Here is a 16610-nt window from a genome sequence, read left to right on the forward strand (position 1 = left end):
TTCCCTAGTTAAAACAGGAATATACTTATGAAACTTCATCAGAATACTAACCGTAATGCTGTATCTAGTAAAACAACCTTAGGTCTTTTCGCGTTCGCTCTAGGTGTATTTTCAGCGCCAGCTTTGGCGCAAAACTCAGGGAATGATTTTTCATTTTCCGGAAGTGCTACCTTTGTGAGCGATTACAGGTTCCGTGGTCTTTCTCTGTCAGACAAAGATTTTGCAATTCAGGGTGGATTGAACCTTAACCATAAAAGCGGCTTTTACGTAAGCACATGGGCTTCTTCCATTCAGGAGTTCGCGGGGTCAGAAACCGAACTCGATCTCTATGGTGGATATAGCGGGTCAATCGGCAACCTTTCCACAAATGTTGGTATAATTGCTTATATTTATCCGGGGTCTGATAACACCACATATTATGAGGTTTATGGGTCTGTAAGCGGTACCATGAAGAATATTTCATGGACACTGGGTTCGGCATATGCGTGGGATCAGAATAATATCGGCGGGCAGGATAACATCTATGTTTACCTGAGTGGTAGTAGGCCATTTGGCAATAGCGGGTTCTCAGTAAATGGGTATATAGGCTATGAAGACGGCGCGTTTGGTACCGATAAATGGGATTGGAACGCGGGGCTTTCCTATAGCTTCCAGCGGTATACCCTCGGGGTTTCCTATGTGGACACCAATACCGGAAGTGGTACGGGGTCGGCAGGTGTAATTGCCTCTATATCAGCAAGCTTTTAAAGCAATAACTTTGCTGAATATTATTGAAGCTAACACGGCAAACAAAATTGGGCTGTGTTAGCTTTTTATATGCATATGATTGATATGAATGGGAATGCAGAGGGTTAACTAATAGCTGTGCTTAGTTCCGAAAGTTCGTAGTGAGTGATCATGTGTTCGATGCTCATAGAGCTTACCACTAAATCTGACAAAATGCCGCCCAGCCGTATCTATATAGAATTCGGCTTTATTTGTTTTAACGATATTGCAGGAGTGGATTAATCAGTTGCATTGAAGGCCAAGACTATTTAGGCAATTTTAATATATTCTACATAGGGTTGGTTGGGATTTTTTATTAGGTGTTGAAGTATATGATGAAATTTGAAAAGTGTGTTGTCTGCGGGGAGGCGGATTTTGAGGTTCTGAAATCTGTGGAATGGCAGATTACAGGGCAGGGAACTTTTAAGTTAAATTTCTCTATTTGTCGGACTTGCGGGCAGGTTGCCCAGAATCCATTTCCAACTATGGAACAGGTTGAAACGTTCTATTCGGAGAATATCAACTACCACTTGCCGAATTTTGTTGCCGAATTACCAGAAGAACCTTTTTCCACCAGATTGAGAATTCGGGATGCGTTGAGGAGGTTCAAACCTGAAAAGGGTAAGGTGTTAGAGATTGGTTGTGGATCAGGTGAAAATTTATTTTACCTCCAAAAGGATGGCTGGGATTCATATGGCTGTGAACCATCACCACATTGTAGCGAAAAGGCGATTGAACGTTTAGGGAAAGAGAAAGTTTCCGTAGGTTTCTCCCATGATATAGATATCCCTGAAGTTTCTTATGATGCGGTGTTTATCTCCCATGTTATCGAGCATGTGAGAGACCCAAAAGGCATAATGCGACAAGCGATGAACGCTGCGAAAGATGATGGCGTTATCATTTTTGAAGTACCATGTACGCGGCAGCCGCACCGGTTGATGCCGGGCTGGTTAAGCCTTGAACATATTCTCTATTTCTCAGCAGGTACCATTAGTAGACTGGCAGAAGAATGCGGCCTTGAAATTGTTGAAACCATTCTGGATGATGAATATCACCTTTACCCGGCCGTATGTATTATCTGTAAAAAAGCATCGGCAAAAGTTGTTCATAATCATTTCAATGAGTATGAGCTGAATAAGCATATCGTGAATGAATTCCTTAAAGCGGATAAAGCTCATTGGGATGGTGTAGCGAAAAAACTTGAAGGTATTTCAGAAGCTTATATCTATGCAGCTGGTAACCACACCTCCCAGCTTCTTTTCGAAACCGGGTTTGCAGATAAGGCAAATATCATCAATATTGTTGATAGCAGCCCAATCAAGGAAGGGATGTCCCTTGGGAAGCATAAGGTAATCAGCCGTCAACGTTTTCAGGAGCAGTATAAAGGTGAAAAGGTTGTTGTCGTTTCCTATTTCTCAGAAGCGGAAATCGCAAAATCCCTTGCCGAGCTTGGTGTGAAAGAAGAAAATATCGTTCGGCTTTATACAGGCTAATATAGATTGAATGAACCCGGTGTTGTCGTTGTCGCTGCACCGGCAAATATAAGGGCACGGTTTTGGGCATACGCTGTATTATGCCACTAAAAATGCAGAAAAAGGGCCAACCCTGTGCCCAAAACTGTGCCCCTCTCTATGCCCCCGTTGGGTATCTTCCATAATGCCGTTTCTGCTCAATCTGGTATTTTCCTGAAAAGTGAACCGAAACTGCTTGCGTGCGGGCGCGCCCCCGCGTAAACCTGTTCCACACACAACGTGTTCCGAGGGGAGCCTAACTGCGTCATGGCGTGCAAGTGGGCTGAGAGTTTGCTGCGTAGCGGGCTGGCTACAGGCAATGACCCTTAGAACCTGATCTGGCTAACACCAGCGTAAGGGACGGAGCTTTATAATGCCTGATAACGCTAATACCGAATTTAACGTAACCACTGGCGCACTGCCGGGTTCTGAGAAGATTTTTGTTCGCTCAGAAAACCGGGATGATGTGCGCGTACCAATGCGGGAAATCCATCTACATCCTTCTGCGAACGAAGTGCCTGTACGTGTTTATGACACCTCTGGCCCGTATACTGATCCAAAAGCGAAGATTGATATCTACGAAGGCCTGCCAGAAATGCGCAAGCAGTGGATCCTTGAGCGCGGTGACGTAGAAGAATATGAAGGCCGCGAAGTAAAGCCGGAAGATAACGGCAACGCATCTGAAAAATATCTGGCACCAGAATTCCCGGTGAAGAAAACTCCACTGCGCGCGAAAGAGGGCATGAATGTCACTCAAATGCATTATGCGCGCAAAGGCATCATCACCCCTGAAATGGAATTCGTGGCCGTGCGGGAAAACCTTGGCCGCAAAGCGCAGGCTGAAAAGCTTGAGCGCGAAGGCGAAAGCTTCGGTGCCAATATTCCTGATTATATCACGCCAGAGTTTGTGCGTGAGGAAATCGCCACCGGCCGTGCGGTTCTCGTAAATAACGTAAACCACCCGGAAAGCGAGCCGATGATCATTGGCCGCAACTTCCTTGTGAAAATCAACGCCAACATTGGTAACTCTGCCGTATCGTCTTCCATCTCGGAAGAAGTGGATAAAATGGTGTGGGCAACCCGCTGGGGCGCTGATACGGTGATGGACCTTTCAACGGGCCGCAACATCCACAACACACGCGAATGGATTATCCGTAACTCACCCGTGCCAATCGGCACCGTGCCAATATATCAGGCGCTTGAGAAGGTAGACGGCATCGCCGAAGACCTAACATGGGAAATCTACCGTGATACGCTGATTGAACAGTGTGAGCAGGGCGTTGATTATTTCACCATTCACGCTGGTGTACGCCTGCCGTTCATCCACCTAACAGCAAAGCGGGTAACAGGTATTGTATCCCGTGGTGGTTCCATCATGGCGAAATGGTGTTTGGCGCACCATAAGGAAAGCTTCCTCTACACACACTTTGAGGAAATCTGTGAAATCCTTAAAAAATATGATGTTGCCTTCTCTCTTGGTGATGGTTTCCGTCCGGGTTCGATTGCGGATGCAAACGATGAAGCCCAGTTTGCTGAACTGCGCACCCTTGGTGAGCTAACCAAAATCGCTTGGGAACATGATGTGCAGGTGTTCATCGAAGGCCCAGGCCACGTACCGATGAACAAAATCAAGGTGAATATGGAAGAGCAGCTTAAACACTGCCACGAAGCACCATTTTACACGCTTGGCCCACTAACAACGGATATCGCACCGGGGTATGATCATATCACATCGGCGATTGGCGCAGCGCAGATCGGTTGGTACGGCACAGCAATGCTTTGCTATGTAACACCGAAAGAGCACCTTGGTTTGCCTGACCGTAACGACGTGAAAGAGGGAGTGATCACCTATAAGCTCGCAGCTCATGCGGCTGATCTGGCGAAAGGCCACCCGGCAAGCCAAATTCGTGATGATGCGCTTTCTCGCGCGCGCTATGAATTCCGCTGGGAAGATCAGTTCAACCTGTCGCTTGATCCAGAGCGTGCTCGTGATTTCCACGATCAGACCTTGCCGAAAGAAGCGCATAAAGTAGCGCATTTCTGCTCTATGTGTGGTCCGAAATTCTGCTCGATGAAAATCACGCAGGAAGTGCGGGATTATGCAGCGCAGAAGGAAGAGGCAGAGACAGGCATGAAGCAAATGTCTGAAGAGTTCAAAAAGCTGGGCTCTGAGCTTTACCTGCCAGCGGAGAAGATCGACGCTGCTGAGTAACTAGCACACGCATAAAAGCGATATACCCACGAAAGCGGGAAGCTAGAAGCCGAGGTGATTTCACCTCGGCTTCTTGTATTAATATAATCGCGTCGATGATATCGAGTTTTTGGTTAAGATTTCAGGATATTCTATGTCTCTAACCTAATACAGATGCTGATACCTTTCAGGGAGCATGAGTGCCAAGTAATAGGTGGTCCTAGGTTTTTTAATATAGGCCTACCATTTTGATTGTTGACCATTATTCAATGATTTTGTTCATGTCATCGAAAAGATATGGAGCAATGGAGATATTCTTTTGTTTTTGGGCTGCACCTTTGAAATGATCAATACCATCACACATTTCCATTAAACCTTGTACTCGTCCGATTTGATGAATAAGCATATTTCGTCCGTCATCATTTAACCATTGATGAAACCTAGCTCTTCTTCTTCCATCATCAGCAATGTTCAGGTTGTCTAGCTCTTTTTTTACGTAACCATTTTCAATAGGATCATAGACAAACTTATTTATAAACTTTCCATAATACTGAGGCCTTTTCCCATGACTTGTCTCGTTCCCATATAGTCGATCTAATTCCACAAAAAATGTATCTGGAAATGTTTTGAGCCATTTTTGGAGGCCTTGAGCAATGTATTTTGAAAGTAAAAGCCTCAACGCATCGTGCGAACGATCTCTTTGGTATCCAGTTGCTTCGTCCACCAATGCTATGATGCCGACTTTAGCGAACGCTTCCATGAGGATTTCAGCTTGAATGGCTAAGTGTTCCTGCGATGGATGTAATTTCCCGCTCCGCCTAGCAGATAATATCACACCACAGATTTCGGGTAGAAGCTCTGCTTTAATACCATTTGCAGGAGTAGCACCTAGATTAGTTCGGTATAAAACAGGTTGTCTGAGTGCTATATCTAATTCTTCAGAAATAAATTCGGAATAGTTCTTTGCGGATAGAAATGAAGGAAGATTAGAGTCATCACTATTTTCTTTGATACGCTTCCAGTGTGAGCCGCCTCGTTTACTTCCGAATGCTCTATGTACAGCACGCTCCGATAAAACTCTGACTCCGCCATCTAATACTGCGCAATCTAACTCAATATTTGCGATTGGTAATTGACCACTGTAAACTGCGTCAAGAACTTCCTGTTTGGCTGATGGTGGCATGGTTACTACTCCTCTTAGGTCCGTTGATGTTTTTTTCGGATCAATTGGTTTCATATCCATTTCCTAACTTTGGCAATTAAAGTATCGACTTTCAAGCCATCAAGCCGCCACTATGTTGGCTAGGCTGTTACTACAGAATAGAAGACGTGATTTCCTATCAATTCCAAGTAAGTCTGTTAGTAATTTCCCAACCGATTTCTTCTAACTAGTGTGTGTCTTATTTAAAGCTATAAGTGTATTATGTAATTTTAAATACAAATACAAGATGGTTTTGGATAAGCCTGCGGTTGTTTTTGTTTATTAGCAATTAGCGTTTTGATTACACAAATAGCTTGGAGTCATCGAGTTAGGTGAGAGGGGTGGCTTGCTCAATGATTATTGTTAGCTATGCCGGAGCGCTTCTCTCGCTGGAGCATAAACCATTCTACAATCAATAGATTTGGTACCCAGCTTATCCAGGCCAGCACTGGGTAAAACTCGCTGAATTTCATGCCGGCGGCGAAGGCCAGCCCCAGATAAATGCGGAGGGTTACACCAGAGAGGGTGAGCGCATAGCTGCGGATCATCCAGCGGCGGTGCTCTGCCACATTCTTGGCGCGAATGCTGGTATAGGCCATGCTCACGGACCAGAACCAGATGATCGCCATCAAGGCAAAGCCCACTTTAGCAACCAGCCCGCCATAGGCATTTAGGGCGAGCGCGAAGCCCGCAACTGCGCTTAGGAGCACAGAAAGTACATACGCTCGGCCCATCCAGCGGTGTAGGTTGATGCGTTTGGCGCGGAAGCCTTCAAGGAACTGAAATGGCCCGATTGCCATGGCAAGAAAGCCAAAGAATAGATGCCCATAAGCTGCCACGGGGGTGGTTTCAAACATGTTTGATGCAAAATTAGAGCGCAGGTCTGGCACCGCTACATTCGTGAGCGCATAGCCCGCTACACCGAGCGCAAGCACGGTCATGGTAAGCCACAGAATTTTCCGGGTCATGGGTTGGTTCCTCCTCAAGCTGTCGTTATCGCTTTGCATATGTGTGGCGGTGTTTTTACCGCTCTTATGCATGTTACGCTAACTGAGCTGTTGTGGATTTGCAACCATTCGCTCTAAACCAAAGGTTAAGCCTGTTTTGGTTTGAGCATATAGCGGCTGACCTTCCAGTAGCTGATACCGCAGATAAGCCCGGTGATTATATAAGGTAATGCCGTGCCGAAGGGGAAAAAGATACCAAAGCTGATGCCGATAAGACCGCCGAAAATTGTGGTGGTGATGGGGCTTTCATTGAGAACTTCCCGAACCAGCAGCCAGAGCCCCAATATAAACGGGGTAAACAGGAGGCCAATAAATGAGGTTACGAGGAAGAGGTCGGTGAACTTATCAAGCACCGTAGAAAAGAATGTGGGGCCAATACGGTCAAACTCATAATCGGCGACATGATATATACAGAAGCCCACCATGCCCACAAGCCATGACAGGCAGATGGCCACATATGTTTTGAAAGCGCCCAGATGCTGTTTTTGCGTGTCCTCTGTCACTAGCCTTCACCCCGCCGTGTGTTGTTTATTTTTTTAACGAGTATGCTGCTGGCAAGGATAAGGGTGAAGCTGTTGGCAGCAATCAGCGGATAGCTCATCAGCATAAAGCCATATGTAAGCCAAAGTGCTACACCAAGTGTGAACAGGCTATACATGCCAAGAGATATACTTTTTGTATCATTGGTGCGCCATACCATCAGCGCTTGCGGCAAAAAGGCAAAGCTGGTGAGAAAGGCGGCGACATAGCCGATAAGCTCAATAGATAGTGGCATGGTGATTAGGCCCCGAACGCGGTGTAACTGTTACTGTGCCTTTCATAGCAGATTTCCCGCCACCTACAAGCATGTTGCTGGTTCCCTCTGTATACATTCTAAAATAGAATAACACCCGTATATGCTTTTTTTCTTTGGGCTTTTGCGAAGCTCCTGTACCCTCTGGTGTGTGTTGTTGAGAGTACTCTTAATGATTTTTTTGGGGAATTTATTATGGCAGTGCCAACACCAGTGAATGGTCAGATTACAGATGCGGTAACTCAGGCTAATATTACAGTTCTTGCGCAGGCTCCGGCGATGGCGATGGGTTCGCTTTATCAGGCTCAGGCGAATGCGCTTTCCATTTTATTTGCAAATTCTGTGGATGCACAGGCCAAGCTCGCGGATAGTTTTGAAGCTATTACAGACGAACGTACATAATTTCCGGCGTTAACAACAGCGCATAAGGATTTTTTATGGCGGATAGTTCAGGCAGTTTGAACAGGCAAATCACAGAAGCAGTGGATTATGCGAACCAGCGGGTGCTGGGTGAAAGCGGGCGCGTGGCCTCTGGTGTGCTTCAGCAATCTGCGGTGACATCACTTTCGGTGTTGTTTGCAAGCAGCGTGCAGGCAAACCAGAGGCTCCACTTGCTGGCAGACCAGATTACCGCCGAGAGTGCAGCGCGCATGCGGATTGGTGCTGTCGCTTCTTCAGGTAAGGCGAAAGGCAAAGCATGACACAGGAAAATGATGCAGACCTTGTTGAAGAAAGCATAAACGCAGATGCTCCTGCTACGCCTGAGGCAGAGGCGCCTTCTGGCGATGATAATGTGGTTGATATCGCTGAAAATATTTCGGCGGACGCGAATGATCGAGAGGAGACATTCGCGGACCATGCCGAAGTGGGAGAAGACCACGAGCTTGCAGAAGAGGCCTTACGGGCTGCAGAGCATGCCACAGCAAGTTCAGAGGATAATGTAGCTACCATGGCTGCAAGCCCTGAAGAGGCGCAGGCCCAGTTTGCTGAACTGGCGGGTAGCATTGCGACGGGCGAAGGGGCCGCTGATTTAGCGCTTTCGAGCCTCTGTCAGTCATACGCGCATGCGCTCTCTCTCGCTTTTCATGATGCAGTGCTTAACCAACAGCGGCGGTCAGCCTTAGGGCAGGCCGCAGTTGCGCGGGCAGCGGAAACCATTCAGGACGCAAAGCCTGAAGACTTTGAAACCCAACTCTCCCAACTGGTGAAAGGGCTTGATGCGCTTGGTGTTTCCGCCTCCCGTGAAATGGAAACATTTATGGGGCTTTCAAAGCAGTTCAGCATTGCGACAGAGCAGTTGATGCAAGTGCGACAGATGACAGAAGCGTCGACAAACACGTCAGACGCAGTGGCCGCTGAATAGGCCCGATACTAATTTCATTAGCCAAGACAACATCAGAGCGGAGAATATTCGCTCTGAATTTCTACATCTCCCTTTAAGTTTGGATTCTCGTACCCATATCAAATTCCTGAGGATTTGAGGGAGAGTTTTATGCCGCACGGAAACACGCCTGCGTATCATCTGGCACAGCTGAATATCGCCACCATTAAATATCCGAAAGAAAGCGAAGAAATGAAGGACTTCATGGATGCGCTCGACGGCATTAACCTGCTTGCGGAATGTTCTCCGGGTTTTGTATGGCGGTTGAAGGACGATACAGGCAATGCCACTGATTACACTATGTTTGATGACAAAACACTGGTGAATATGAGCGTGTGGCAGGATGTGGCGAGCCTTCATAAGTATGTTTATAAATCTGGGCACACGCACTATATCGGACGGCGAAAAGAATGGTTTGAAATGCCGGCTGAGGCGCACATGGTGCTTTGGTGGGTGCCTGCGGGGCATCAGCCAACAGTTGAGGAAGCTACGGAACGTTTGCTTCACCTCCGTAATCACGGCCCAAGCGCACAGGCCTTTACGTTCAAACAAGCTTATGATGCTAAGGGCATAGAGCTTTAATTTCCGGCGTGATACCTGAGCGGTTGTTTGTCACGTCTGGGCGCTCATTTGTCAAAAACAGGTCAAATTCTGGAAAACTTTGGTTTAATATCAATCACAAGTTTTTGATGCTCTGACTGCTTTTGTCACCTTGGCACAAAATGGCTTGGGCCCTAAGGTCAGTCGGGAATGTTAACGCATAACAAGTGGGGAACTGATCCATGAAGAAACTACTGACAGCGGTTGCTGGTGCCGCGCTGCTTGCAACAAGCTCTTTAGCGCTTGTGCCGAGTACAACAGCAGATATGCAGGCTGGCCACGTTGAAAGCGCCAAGCTTGATAAAATTCTTGCAGCACAGCCAGAGGCAACAAAGGCGCGCTATCCTTTCCGTCATCCTAAAGAAACACTTGAGTTTTTGGGTATCGCACCTGGCATGACAGTGGTTGATGCTCTGCCGGGCGGATATTACGGCAACATCCTCGTGCCTTACCTGGGCGATGAAGGTGCCCTTTACGGTGTTCAGTATTCCCTGAAGCACCGCGGTACTGATTGGGCAACACGCGAAGATAAAGATCAACGCCTTGCAAACCATAAAGCATGGCCAGAGCGCTTTGCGAAGAATGTCGCTGAATGGACAGGTGACAGCAAAATCAAAACAGGTGCTTTCCTGTTTGGCGATGTACCAGCAGACCTTGAAGGCAAGGTTGATGCATTCCTTCTATTCCGGGCGATGCACCACCTGAACAAGCATGAAGACACAACAGGTACTCGCACAGATGCGATTGCTGATATCTATAAAGTGCTTAAGCCGGGCGGTATTGTTGGTATCGTTCAACACCGTGCACCGGAAGATGCAGATAATGATTGGGCAAAAGGTTTCAACGGTTATGTGAAGCAGTCCACAATCATTGATGCAATGAAAGCAGGTGGTTTTGAACTTGTTGATGTTTCAGAAGTGAATGCAAACCGCAAAGATCAGCCTGTAGAAGGTGATTTTGTATGGCGTTTGCCTCCGGTGCTTGCCGGTTCACGTGATGATGCTGAAAAGCGTGCTAAAATGCAGGCGATCGGTGAAAGTGACCGTATGACACTGAAGTTCCGTAAGCCAAAATAAGCGCTTAGCGAATTGTGAATTAAGGAGGCGGGGGCATACACTCTCGCCTTTTTTATTTTGTATCGGTGGTTGTCCGTGTACACTCGGCAAAAATCAGGCGAGAGGGAATATATAATGAAACTGAATTCTATTTCGAAATTGGCTCTGGCAAGTGTCGTTTTTTCAACAGTTGCTTTTGGTGGTGTTATTGCTGATGACCACATTAAAGCAGCAGTAGCCCATAAAGACCGGCCTGCAGATGATGTTACCCGGGACCAGTTCAGGAAACCAGCTGAGGTACTTGAATTTATTGGTATCGCCCCTGGCATGAAAGTTGTCGATGTAAATTCCGGTGCTGGATACTACACAGAAATTCTCGCGCGTGCTGTGGGAATGGAAGGAACCGTTATTGCACATAACGGCCCGGTTTACTGGGATTTCGTGAAAAACAGCATTGGTGAGCGGTATGAAGGTCGCCTCGGAAATGTTAGAAATATCTATACAGGTTCTGAAAATGTTGCAGCTGCTGAGGGGACAGTGGATGTAGCGATGGCTGTGCTGTCTTATCATGATTATTTCTTCAAACATAAAGCCCGTAAGGGTGATGAGAACATCCCTGAAATACTGGCGTCTATCCGTAAGGTACTAAAGGATGACGGTGTGTTTGTAGTGGTTGATCATGTGGCACCAGCAGGAAGCGGTACAGAAGCAGGTAATACTCTTCACCGTATTGATCCAGAACTTGTGAAAGAACAAGTATTAGCGGCTGGTTTTAAGCTGGTGGAAACAAGCGATATTCTGGCGAATTCTGAAGACCCTCATACGATCTCTCCATTTGCTGAGGGCATTCGCGGTAAAACGGATCGTTTCATTTTCAAATTCATGAAAAAATAACGCTAACACCATCGTTACTGGGATGTGTGTGAAAATGCTGTACCTTCCTGTCGAAATGACGGGAGGGTATTTTTATGTCTGATACTGATCAAGAGAAGCGCAGTTTTTTTAAAGGCTTTGGTGGTTTTGCTCTGTTGATAATCGCTATTGGTTCGGCGACAGCTATATTTTCTGAGCGTGATAAAGATTATTCGGAAGCAGGCCCACAAAGCTTGATGGCACTGGTGACAAGTGAAGATCGCCCTGAAAACCATAAGGCCCGAGATCAGTATCGTCATCCGCTTGAAACGCTTACTTTCTTTGATGTACAGCCTGAAATGAAAGTCGTGGAAATATTCCCGGGCGGTCCGGGTGGTTTCTACCGCCGGATTATTGAACCTTATATTGAAGGCGCAGGAAAGGGCGGTGCCTATTACCCTGTGAATGGTGGTATTGGCTGGCCATCCGAGCAGGTAGAAGATCTACCGTATGGTGAAATAGATATGGCGCTTGTGTTCCGTGCCCATGGTTTCTTGATTTATGGTGATCCAGCACAGGATCATGTGAATGATCTTTTCAAAATGCTGAAACCCGGTGGTTATCTTGGAATTGTGGATCACGCAGGTGATGAAAATATCCCGCAGGACCCGGAAGCTGAAAGCGGTTATGTTAATGCCAGTTATTTCCGTGCAATGGCAGAGAAGGCGGGTTTTGAATTCGTAAAAGAAAGCGATGTAAACAGAAACCCTAAGGATACCAAAGACCATCCGGATGGGCTTTATTCACTTCCTCCAAGCCTCAGAAGCGGTGATGAAGATAAATATCGCGCGATCGGTGAAAGTGACCGCTTTACGCACCTATACCGCAAGCCGGGCTAAACCAGTTTATTCCGCCAAGCGTAGATGGCCGCCTGTGTGCGGTCAGAGAGATAGAGTTTACTAAGGATCGAGCTGACGTGGGTTTTCACGGTCTTTTCGCCAATAGAGAGCTCTTCTGCTATCTCGGCATTAGAGAAGCCTTTTGCGATGGTCTGCAATACTTCGAATTCTCTTTTAGTGAGCTGCTCATGGGGCGGCTCATCTTCTTTGGTGCTAGCAATCTGTTGCATTAGGGATTTAGCCAAACGTGGGCTGAGAGTTGTTTCGCCGCGGTGGCTGCTTTTGATGGTTTTTACCAGTTCTTCCGGTGGAACATCTTTGAGAAGATAGGATGTGATCCCCGCGTTAGTTGCTTCTACAAGAAACTCATCACCCTCATGGCTCGTTAGCATGATGATATTGGTTTGAGGGCAGGTTGCTTTGATTTTCTGTGCTACTTGAACACCCGAGATATCAGGCAGAAATAAATCCATTAAAATAATATCGGGGGTATGCCGGGCGCAAAACTCAAGGGTTTCTGCACCGCTACCAGCTTCCCCGATGACGGAAAACTCAGGAATGGTTTTTAAAAGAGAAACCAGCCCGCGCCGTACGATAGCGTGATCATCAACAATCAGAATGGAAATCTGGTTAGCGGGTTCCATAGGTTTGTCCGTTATTTGCTGTCGCACGCCAGCTTATTTCAATACAGGTGCCTTTTCCGGTGCCCGTGATGATGGAAACTTCTGCACCAATTTTGCTGGCACGCTCTTTCAGATTGGTTAAACCAAACTGGTTTGGTTTTATATTGGTTTCATCAAAGCCTTTGCCGTTATCGCAAATGCTGAGCACCCAGCGGTTACCTTTAAGAGCTAAAGTGATTTCAGTATCGGTTGCTGAGGCATGTTTCCATATATTGTTCAGGCTTTCCTGCACAATACGCTTAATATGGTGCGCTTCATTTTCCGATACTTTTACAGTGGTTGCCTGAAGCCTGATGGCTAGGTCTTTCTCTTCACGGAATTTAGCAGTTATGGATTCCAGAGTTTCCACCAAGTTGCTTGTCGCGCTTGCATCAGTTTTTAAATTGTTGAGGAGAGTGACAATTTCCTTGTTGATTTCCTCAACGGTTTTACTGGCTTCTGCGATCTGAGCTGAAACTTCGTTCGGCAAGTTCTGATTTGCTTTCAGAGCACCGAGCTGCATTGAGAGGCCAAATACATTCTGCTTTACAGTATCGTGTAATTCGCTTGCGAAAAAATCACGCTCATTACGTGCTGAGATCAACTGCCTTAACTGGACAATTTCCTGAAGTTCTTCTGCCATTTCGTTCAGCCGTTTCATATGGTCTGTAATTTCATCAGACCCTTTTTCCTGAATGCGTTTGGAGAAGTCACCCGCTGACCAGCGGTCTGTTACTTTTACAATTTCACTGAGGCGAGAGGAATACCCAGAAGCTGTAAGTAGGGCACTTATCACACCTGCGAAAATAGCAGAAAACAAAAGTTCCCAAAGGTAATAGGGAAAAGTAAGGCCGCATTGAAGAGCTCTTAAAAACTCAAAAGGAGCATATATCTGATATTGGGCAGAGCCAATTTCTTCACCTTGTTCAGTGATAACTGGAAGCGTGAAAGAGCGGTAATAAATATGATTTTTTTTATTAAGTTCTTCAACTTCTCTCGGCCAGAAAGCGGTTGTGCTTTTATCCTGAATATAATTGGTGACGGTAAGTTTTGTATAAACTCTTCCACTGCGGGCTTTGTTAAAATAGAAGCCTAGTGGATCTTTGCTCCAAGGCACGCGGGTATGGTAATGATCAAAAGTGCCGGCTGCGGTATTGATTGCTTCTTCTGATAATGGCTTACCGGTTTCCATTGCATGAGCAAGGTGAGGCAGGGCTTCTTCATTCACCCATTTTTGCAAGTGGTGATGCTGAAGCGCTGTATGGTGATCATGATAATTGGTAACCATAAAGGTACCAAGATTAATCACAAAGAAGACAAAGACGAATGCGAGAACGCTGTTACGCGCCATACGCCACCAAAGCTTTGATCTGGCTTTATTAATGTTCTGTATCCTAAACATAGCCCCCACTGCCGTTTATTATTTTTTATGTCTATAGCGCTTTTGGCGGAGCTTGGCCTCGGTCTTAAGGCGGAGGTGTGGTGCGTCCTGTGCCCGATGTGCTACCCGAGCATACTGAATATAGTGGGGGCAACCAATGAAAACTATCTGCTAGTCGGGTCTCGTTTCCCGATTTAGTTTTCTTGGAAAATATACTGTTTCACCGCCTGATCATCGCTCAGGCGGTTTTTTTTATGGGGTTGTTTCATCTGATACGCTGAGAAATATGTTTTCTAGTCTGTTCACAATAGAGAATATACCAAACGGCAAATAAAACAGGCACAGGAACGTAACAAACTTTGATTTTTTTATATTTAGTATGGTTTGTTCCGCATCCACTAACCGGCTTGCAATACATCCGAAATAGGCAAAAAGCGACCAACTACCAAAGATTATGACGATAGTTTCCAAAAGGTTATGTTCAACAGAAAAAGTCGTCGACGGGGCCAGTATACGCACAGCGAGTATAACCGCGTAAGCCGCGAAAGTAATGAATGTCCACAGATGGAAATAAGAAAACTTCTTCAGTGGTTTGTTTTGTATCGTGGATAGTTCACGAATGAATAAGTAGGGCCAGATAATATAAATGGATAATATCACGGCAGTAGGAAGGAACTTTAAAGCCGGAGGAAAGTCGGTAAGGTTCACAACGAAGCTTCCGATAATTGAGCCCCAATATAATACTACTATCTCACTGGAACTCATCCAGTAACCACTTTGCGGTTCTGGATCGATTTTTATTTTGACCTGTCTACTCATCTACGGGCACGGCATCGGGTATTTGGTCTCAATGGCGTCGATTTCTTTCATTAGCTCTTTTGGGAGCACCATATCATGGGTATCAAGCGCCGTTTTGAGCTGCTCAAGACTTGTTGCACCAACGATGTTGGATGTAAGGAACGTTTGCATGTTCACAAAGGCATTTGCCATTTGTGCTGGATCAATACCGTGTTTGCGGGCGAGAGCCACATATTCTTCCATCGCGGCAGTACCTGCTTCATTCAGGTAACGGCCAAAAGTACCACCCCAGCGGGTTAGGCGAGCGCCTTCCGGGCGAGCGCCGTCACAGTATTTCCCAGTAAGGAAACCTGACGCCAGTGGTGAGTATGCAAGCAGGCCGCACGCTTCGCGTTCTGAAACCTCTGCAAGGCCTACTTCGTATGAACGGTTCAAAAGGTTATAAGGGTTTTGCACGCTCGCGACACGTGGCAAGCCTTTGGTATCGGCGAGATTAAGCGCATGCATAGTGCCCCATGCAGTTTCATTGGAAAGGCCAACAGCACGGATTTTTCCTGCATCAACCAGTGTTTTCATTGCTGACAGCGTTTCTTCAAGCGGAACGCTATCATCCGTTTTTGGTTGTCGGTAACGCAGTTTGCCAAAGAAATTGGTTGGTCGGCTTGGCCAGTGAATTTGGTATAGATCAATATAATCAGTACCAAGGCGTTTGAGGCTGGCATCACAGGCTTCGATCACTGCATCATAAGACAGATCATTTCTGCCGTTTCTGTGCAAGTGAGGGCGCATGTATTTGAGGTTTTCACCTGGTCCTGCAACTTTGCTGGCAATCACCACCTTGTCACGTTTGCCGGTTTTTTTGAGCCAAGAGCCAATCACACGCTCCGTGGCACCGTAAGTTTCTTCGCGTGCAGGCACTGAATATAATTCAGCCGTATCAAGGAAATTAACGCCATAATCAAGCGCCATATCTATTTGGGCGTGGCCTTCTGCTTCTGTGTTCTGTTCGCCCCATGTCATGGTGCCAAGGCAGATTTTGCTTACACTGATACCAGTGCGGCCAAGTTTACGCATTTCCATAAGAACACGCCCCTATAGGATGTTTGAAAAAATAGTGCTGTTAGAAGCTTATGCTTCGATCAGGTTGTTGTCTTTCAGCAGCTGCTGCAGCTCACCTGATTCAAACATTTCTTTCACAATATCACAGCCGCCAACGAACTCGCCTTTTACATAGAGCTGCGGGATTGTAGGCCAATCTGAATAGGCTTTGATACCTTCACGGATTTCCATGTCTGAAAGCACGTTGAAGCTTTGGAACTTCACACCAAGGTGCATAAGAACCTGGCTTACTACAGAAGAGAAACCACACTGCGGGAAGGTTGGATCACCCTTCATAAACAGAAATACATCATTTTCTGATACGAGGCTTTTGATTTGATCAAACGCTGGGTTATCACTCATTACTTTATTCCTTAAATTTTGCCGGATTTTAGCTGTAAGATAAGGGCTTGATG

At 46.4% G+C, this 16610-nt stretch carries 18 protein-coding genes and 1 riboswitch; of the genes, 10 read left to right on the forward strand and 8 right to left on the reverse strand.

The window, feature by feature from the left end:
- The first annotated feature begins 27 nt into the window (after positions 1-27).
- The 3 genes from MF542_RS09190 (at position 28) to thiC (ending at position 4488) form a co-directional block, all read left to right on the forward strand.
- A complete protein-coding gene (locus MF542_RS09190) occupies positions 28-747 on the forward strand; it encodes a TorF family putative porin (RefSeq protein WP_247018322.1) in 720 nt (239 codons plus the stop codon).
- A 350-nt stretch (positions 748-1097) separates the two neighbouring features.
- The gene (locus tag MF542_RS09195) at positions 1098-2258 is read left to right on the forward strand and encodes a class I SAM-dependent methyltransferase (RefSeq protein WP_247018324.1); all 1161 of its coding nucleotides are present in this window, start codon (positions 1098-1100) and stop codon (positions 2256-2258) included.
- Between the two features lie 256 nt (positions 2259-2514).
- Positions 2515-2654: riboswitch (TPP riboswitch) on the forward strand.
- Entirely contained in the window at positions 2650-4488 is a 1839-nt protein-coding gene (gene thiC, locus MF542_RS09200) for a phosphomethylpyrimidine synthase ThiC (protein ID WP_247018327.1), read from the forward strand. (Overlaps the previous riboswitch by 5 nt.)
- Before the next feature lie 241 nt (positions 4489-4729).
- Here thiC and MF542_RS09205 read toward each other — a convergent pair whose 3' ends face one another.
- The 4 genes from MF542_RS09205 to MF542_RS09220 all read right to left on the reverse strand — a co-directional run bounded on the left by MF542_RS09205 (position 4730) and on the right by MF542_RS09220 (position 7450).
- Positions 4730-5704 carry a P63C domain-containing protein gene (locus tag MF542_RS09205; RefSeq protein ID WP_247018329.1) on the reverse strand — a complete coding sequence of 325 codons (975 nt, stop codon included), beginning with the start codon at positions 5702-5704 and terminating at the stop codon, positions 4730-4732.
- A 314-nt stretch (positions 5705-6018) separates the two neighbouring features.
- The gene (locus tag MF542_RS09210; protein WP_247018331.1) at positions 6019-6636 is read right to left on the reverse strand and encodes a DUF2306 domain-containing protein; all 618 of its coding nucleotides are present in this window, start codon (positions 6634-6636) and stop codon (positions 6019-6021) included.
- Between the two features lie 125 nt (positions 6637-6761).
- A complete protein-coding gene (locus MF542_RS09215) occupies positions 6762-7178 on the reverse strand; it encodes a hypothetical protein (RefSeq protein ID WP_247018333.1) in 417 nt (138 codons plus the stop codon).
- Positions 7178-7450 carry a SemiSWEET transporter gene (locus MF542_RS09220; RefSeq protein WP_247018335.1) on the reverse strand — a complete coding sequence of 91 codons (273 nt, stop codon included), beginning with the start codon at positions 7448-7450 and terminating at the stop codon, positions 7178-7180. Before MF542_RS09220 ends, MF542_RS09215 begins: the two co-directional genes overlap by 1 nt.
- 213 nt (positions 7451-7663) lie before the next feature.
- Between MF542_RS09220 and MF542_RS09225 the strand changes: the two genes are divergently transcribed.
- From MF542_RS09225 to MF542_RS09255, 7 genes are all read left to right on the forward strand, one after another.
- Complete coding sequence (locus MF542_RS09225; protein ID WP_247018337.1) at positions 7664-7870, forward strand: RebB family R body protein; 207 nt, start codon at positions 7664-7666, stop codon at positions 7868-7870.
- Between the two features lie 35 nt (positions 7871-7905).
- Positions 7906-8169 (forward strand): RebB family R body protein, encoded by a 264-nt coding sequence (locus MF542_RS09230; RefSeq protein WP_247018339.1) that lies wholly within the window; start codon positions 7906-7908, stop codon positions 8167-8169.
- Complete coding sequence (locus MF542_RS09235; protein WP_247018341.1) at positions 8166-8831, forward strand: RebB family R body protein; 666 nt, start codon at positions 8166-8168, stop codon at positions 8829-8831. Before MF542_RS09230 ends, MF542_RS09235 begins: the two co-directional genes overlap by 4 nt.
- A gap of 129 nt (positions 8832-8960) precedes the next feature.
- The gene (locus MF542_RS09240) at positions 8961-9431 is read left to right on the forward strand and encodes a DUF3291 domain-containing protein (RefSeq protein ID WP_247018349.1); all 471 of its coding nucleotides are present in this window, start codon (positions 8961-8963) and stop codon (positions 9429-9431) included.
- 200 nt (positions 9432-9631) lie between these two features.
- Positions 9632-10525: a class I SAM-dependent methyltransferase gene (locus MF542_RS09245; protein ID WP_247018351.1), complete on the forward strand. Its 894-nt coding sequence runs from the start codon at positions 9632-9634 to the stop codon at positions 10523-10525.
- Between the two features lie 114 nt (positions 10526-10639).
- On the forward strand, positions 10640-11398 hold the full coding sequence (locus MF542_RS09250) for a class I SAM-dependent methyltransferase (RefSeq protein WP_247018353.1): 759 nt from the start codon (positions 10640-10642) through the stop codon (positions 11396-11398).
- 74 nt (positions 11399-11472) lie between these two features.
- Positions 11473-12255, forward strand: coding sequence for a class I SAM-dependent methyltransferase (locus tag MF542_RS09255; RefSeq protein WP_247018355.1), 783 nt, complete (start codon positions 11473-11475; stop codon positions 12253-12255).
- Here the strand turns inward: MF542_RS09255 and MF542_RS09260 are convergent.
- The 4 genes from MF542_RS09260 to grxD form a co-directional block, all read right to left on the reverse strand.
- Positions 12252-12899 carry a response regulator gene (locus MF542_RS09260; protein WP_247018357.1) on the reverse strand — a complete coding sequence of 216 codons (648 nt, stop codon included), beginning with the start codon at positions 12897-12899 and terminating at the stop codon, positions 12252-12254. The genes MF542_RS09255 and MF542_RS09260 overlap by 4 nt on opposite strands.
- Positions 12886-14319: a HAMP domain-containing sensor histidine kinase gene (locus tag MF542_RS09265; RefSeq protein WP_247018359.1), complete on the reverse strand. Its 1434-nt coding sequence runs from the start codon at positions 14317-14319 to the stop codon at positions 12886-12888. The genes MF542_RS09260 and MF542_RS09265 overlap by 14 nt, the downstream gene beginning before the upstream one ends.
- A gap of 798 nt (positions 14320-15117) precedes the next feature.
- Positions 15118-16176 carry an NADP(H)-dependent aldo-keto reductase gene (locus MF542_RS09270; protein ID WP_247018361.1) on the reverse strand — a complete coding sequence of 353 codons (1059 nt, stop codon included), beginning with the start codon at positions 16174-16176 and terminating at the stop codon, positions 15118-15120.
- Positions 16177-16224: 48 nt separating this feature from the next.
- Positions 16225-16557: a Grx4 family monothiol glutaredoxin gene (gene grxD, locus MF542_RS09275; protein ID WP_247018369.1), complete on the reverse strand. Its 333-nt coding sequence runs from the start codon at positions 16555-16557 to the stop codon at positions 16225-16227.
- Between the last annotated feature and the right edge of the window lie 53 nt (positions 16558-16610).

The sequence above is a fragment of the Kordiimonas laminariae genome (genome assembly GCF_023008165.1).
In the GTDB taxonomy this organism is placed as follows: Bacteria; Pseudomonadota; Alphaproteobacteria; order Sphingomonadales; family Kordiimonadaceae; genus Kordiimonas; species Kordiimonas laminariae.

Coding starts and splice junctions, on each gene's coding strand:
- grxD (WP_247018369.1), bottom strand. CDS start 16,557: ATGAGTGATAACCCAGCGTTTGATCAAATCAAAAGCCTCGTATCAGAA.
- MF542_RS09190 (WP_247018322.1), top strand. CDS start 28: ATGAAACTTCATCAGAATACTAACCGTAATGCTGTATCTAGTAAAACA.
- MF542_RS09210 (WP_247018331.1), bottom strand. CDS start 6,636: ATGACCCGGAAAATTCTGTGGCTTACCATGACCGTGCTTGCGCTCGGT.
- MF542_RS09265 (WP_247018359.1), bottom strand. CDS start 14,319: ATGTTTAGGATACAGAACATTAATAAAGCCAGATCAAAGCTTTGGTGG.
- MF542_RS09245 (WP_247018351.1), top strand. CDS start 9,632: ATGAAGAAACTACTGACAGCGGTTGCTGGTGCCGCGCTGCTTGCAACA.
- MF542_RS09230 (WP_247018339.1), top strand. CDS start 7,906: ATGGCGGATAGTTCAGGCAGTTTGAACAGGCAAATCACAGAAGCAGTG.
- MF542_RS09260 (WP_247018357.1), bottom strand. CDS start 12,899: ATGGAACCCGCTAACCAGATTTCCATTCTGATTGTTGATGATCACGCT.
- MF542_RS09250 (WP_247018353.1), top strand. CDS start 10,640: ATGAAACTGAATTCTATTTCGAAATTGGCTCTGGCAAGTGTCGTTTTT.
- MF542_RS09225 (WP_247018337.1), top strand. CDS start 7,664: ATGGCAGTGCCAACACCAGTGAATGGTCAGATTACAGATGCGGTAACT.
- MF542_RS09220 (WP_247018335.1), bottom strand. CDS start 7,450: ATGCCACTATCTATTGAGCTTATCGGCTATGTCGCCGCCTTTCTCACC.
- MF542_RS09205 (WP_247018329.1), bottom strand. CDS start 5,704: ATGAAACCAATTGATCCGAAAAAAACATCAACGGACCTAAGAGGAGTA.
- thiC (WP_247018327.1), top strand. CDS start 2,650: ATGCCTGATAACGCTAATACCGAATTTAACGTAACCACTGGCGCACTG.
- MF542_RS09255 (WP_247018355.1), top strand. CDS start 11,473: ATGTCTGATACTGATCAAGAGAAGCGCAGTTTTTTTAAAGGCTTTGGT.
- MF542_RS09235 (WP_247018341.1), top strand. CDS start 8,166: ATGACACAGGAAAATGATGCAGACCTTGTTGAAGAAAGCATAAACGCA.
- MF542_RS09270 (WP_247018361.1), bottom strand. CDS start 16,176: ATGGAAATGCGTAAACTTGGCCGCACTGGTATCAGTGTAAGCAAAATC.
- MF542_RS09195 (WP_247018324.1), top strand. CDS start 1,098: ATGATGAAATTTGAAAAGTGTGTTGTCTGCGGGGAGGCGGATTTTGAG.
- MF542_RS09240 (WP_247018349.1), top strand. CDS start 8,961: ATGCCGCACGGAAACACGCCTGCGTATCATCTGGCACAGCTGAATATC.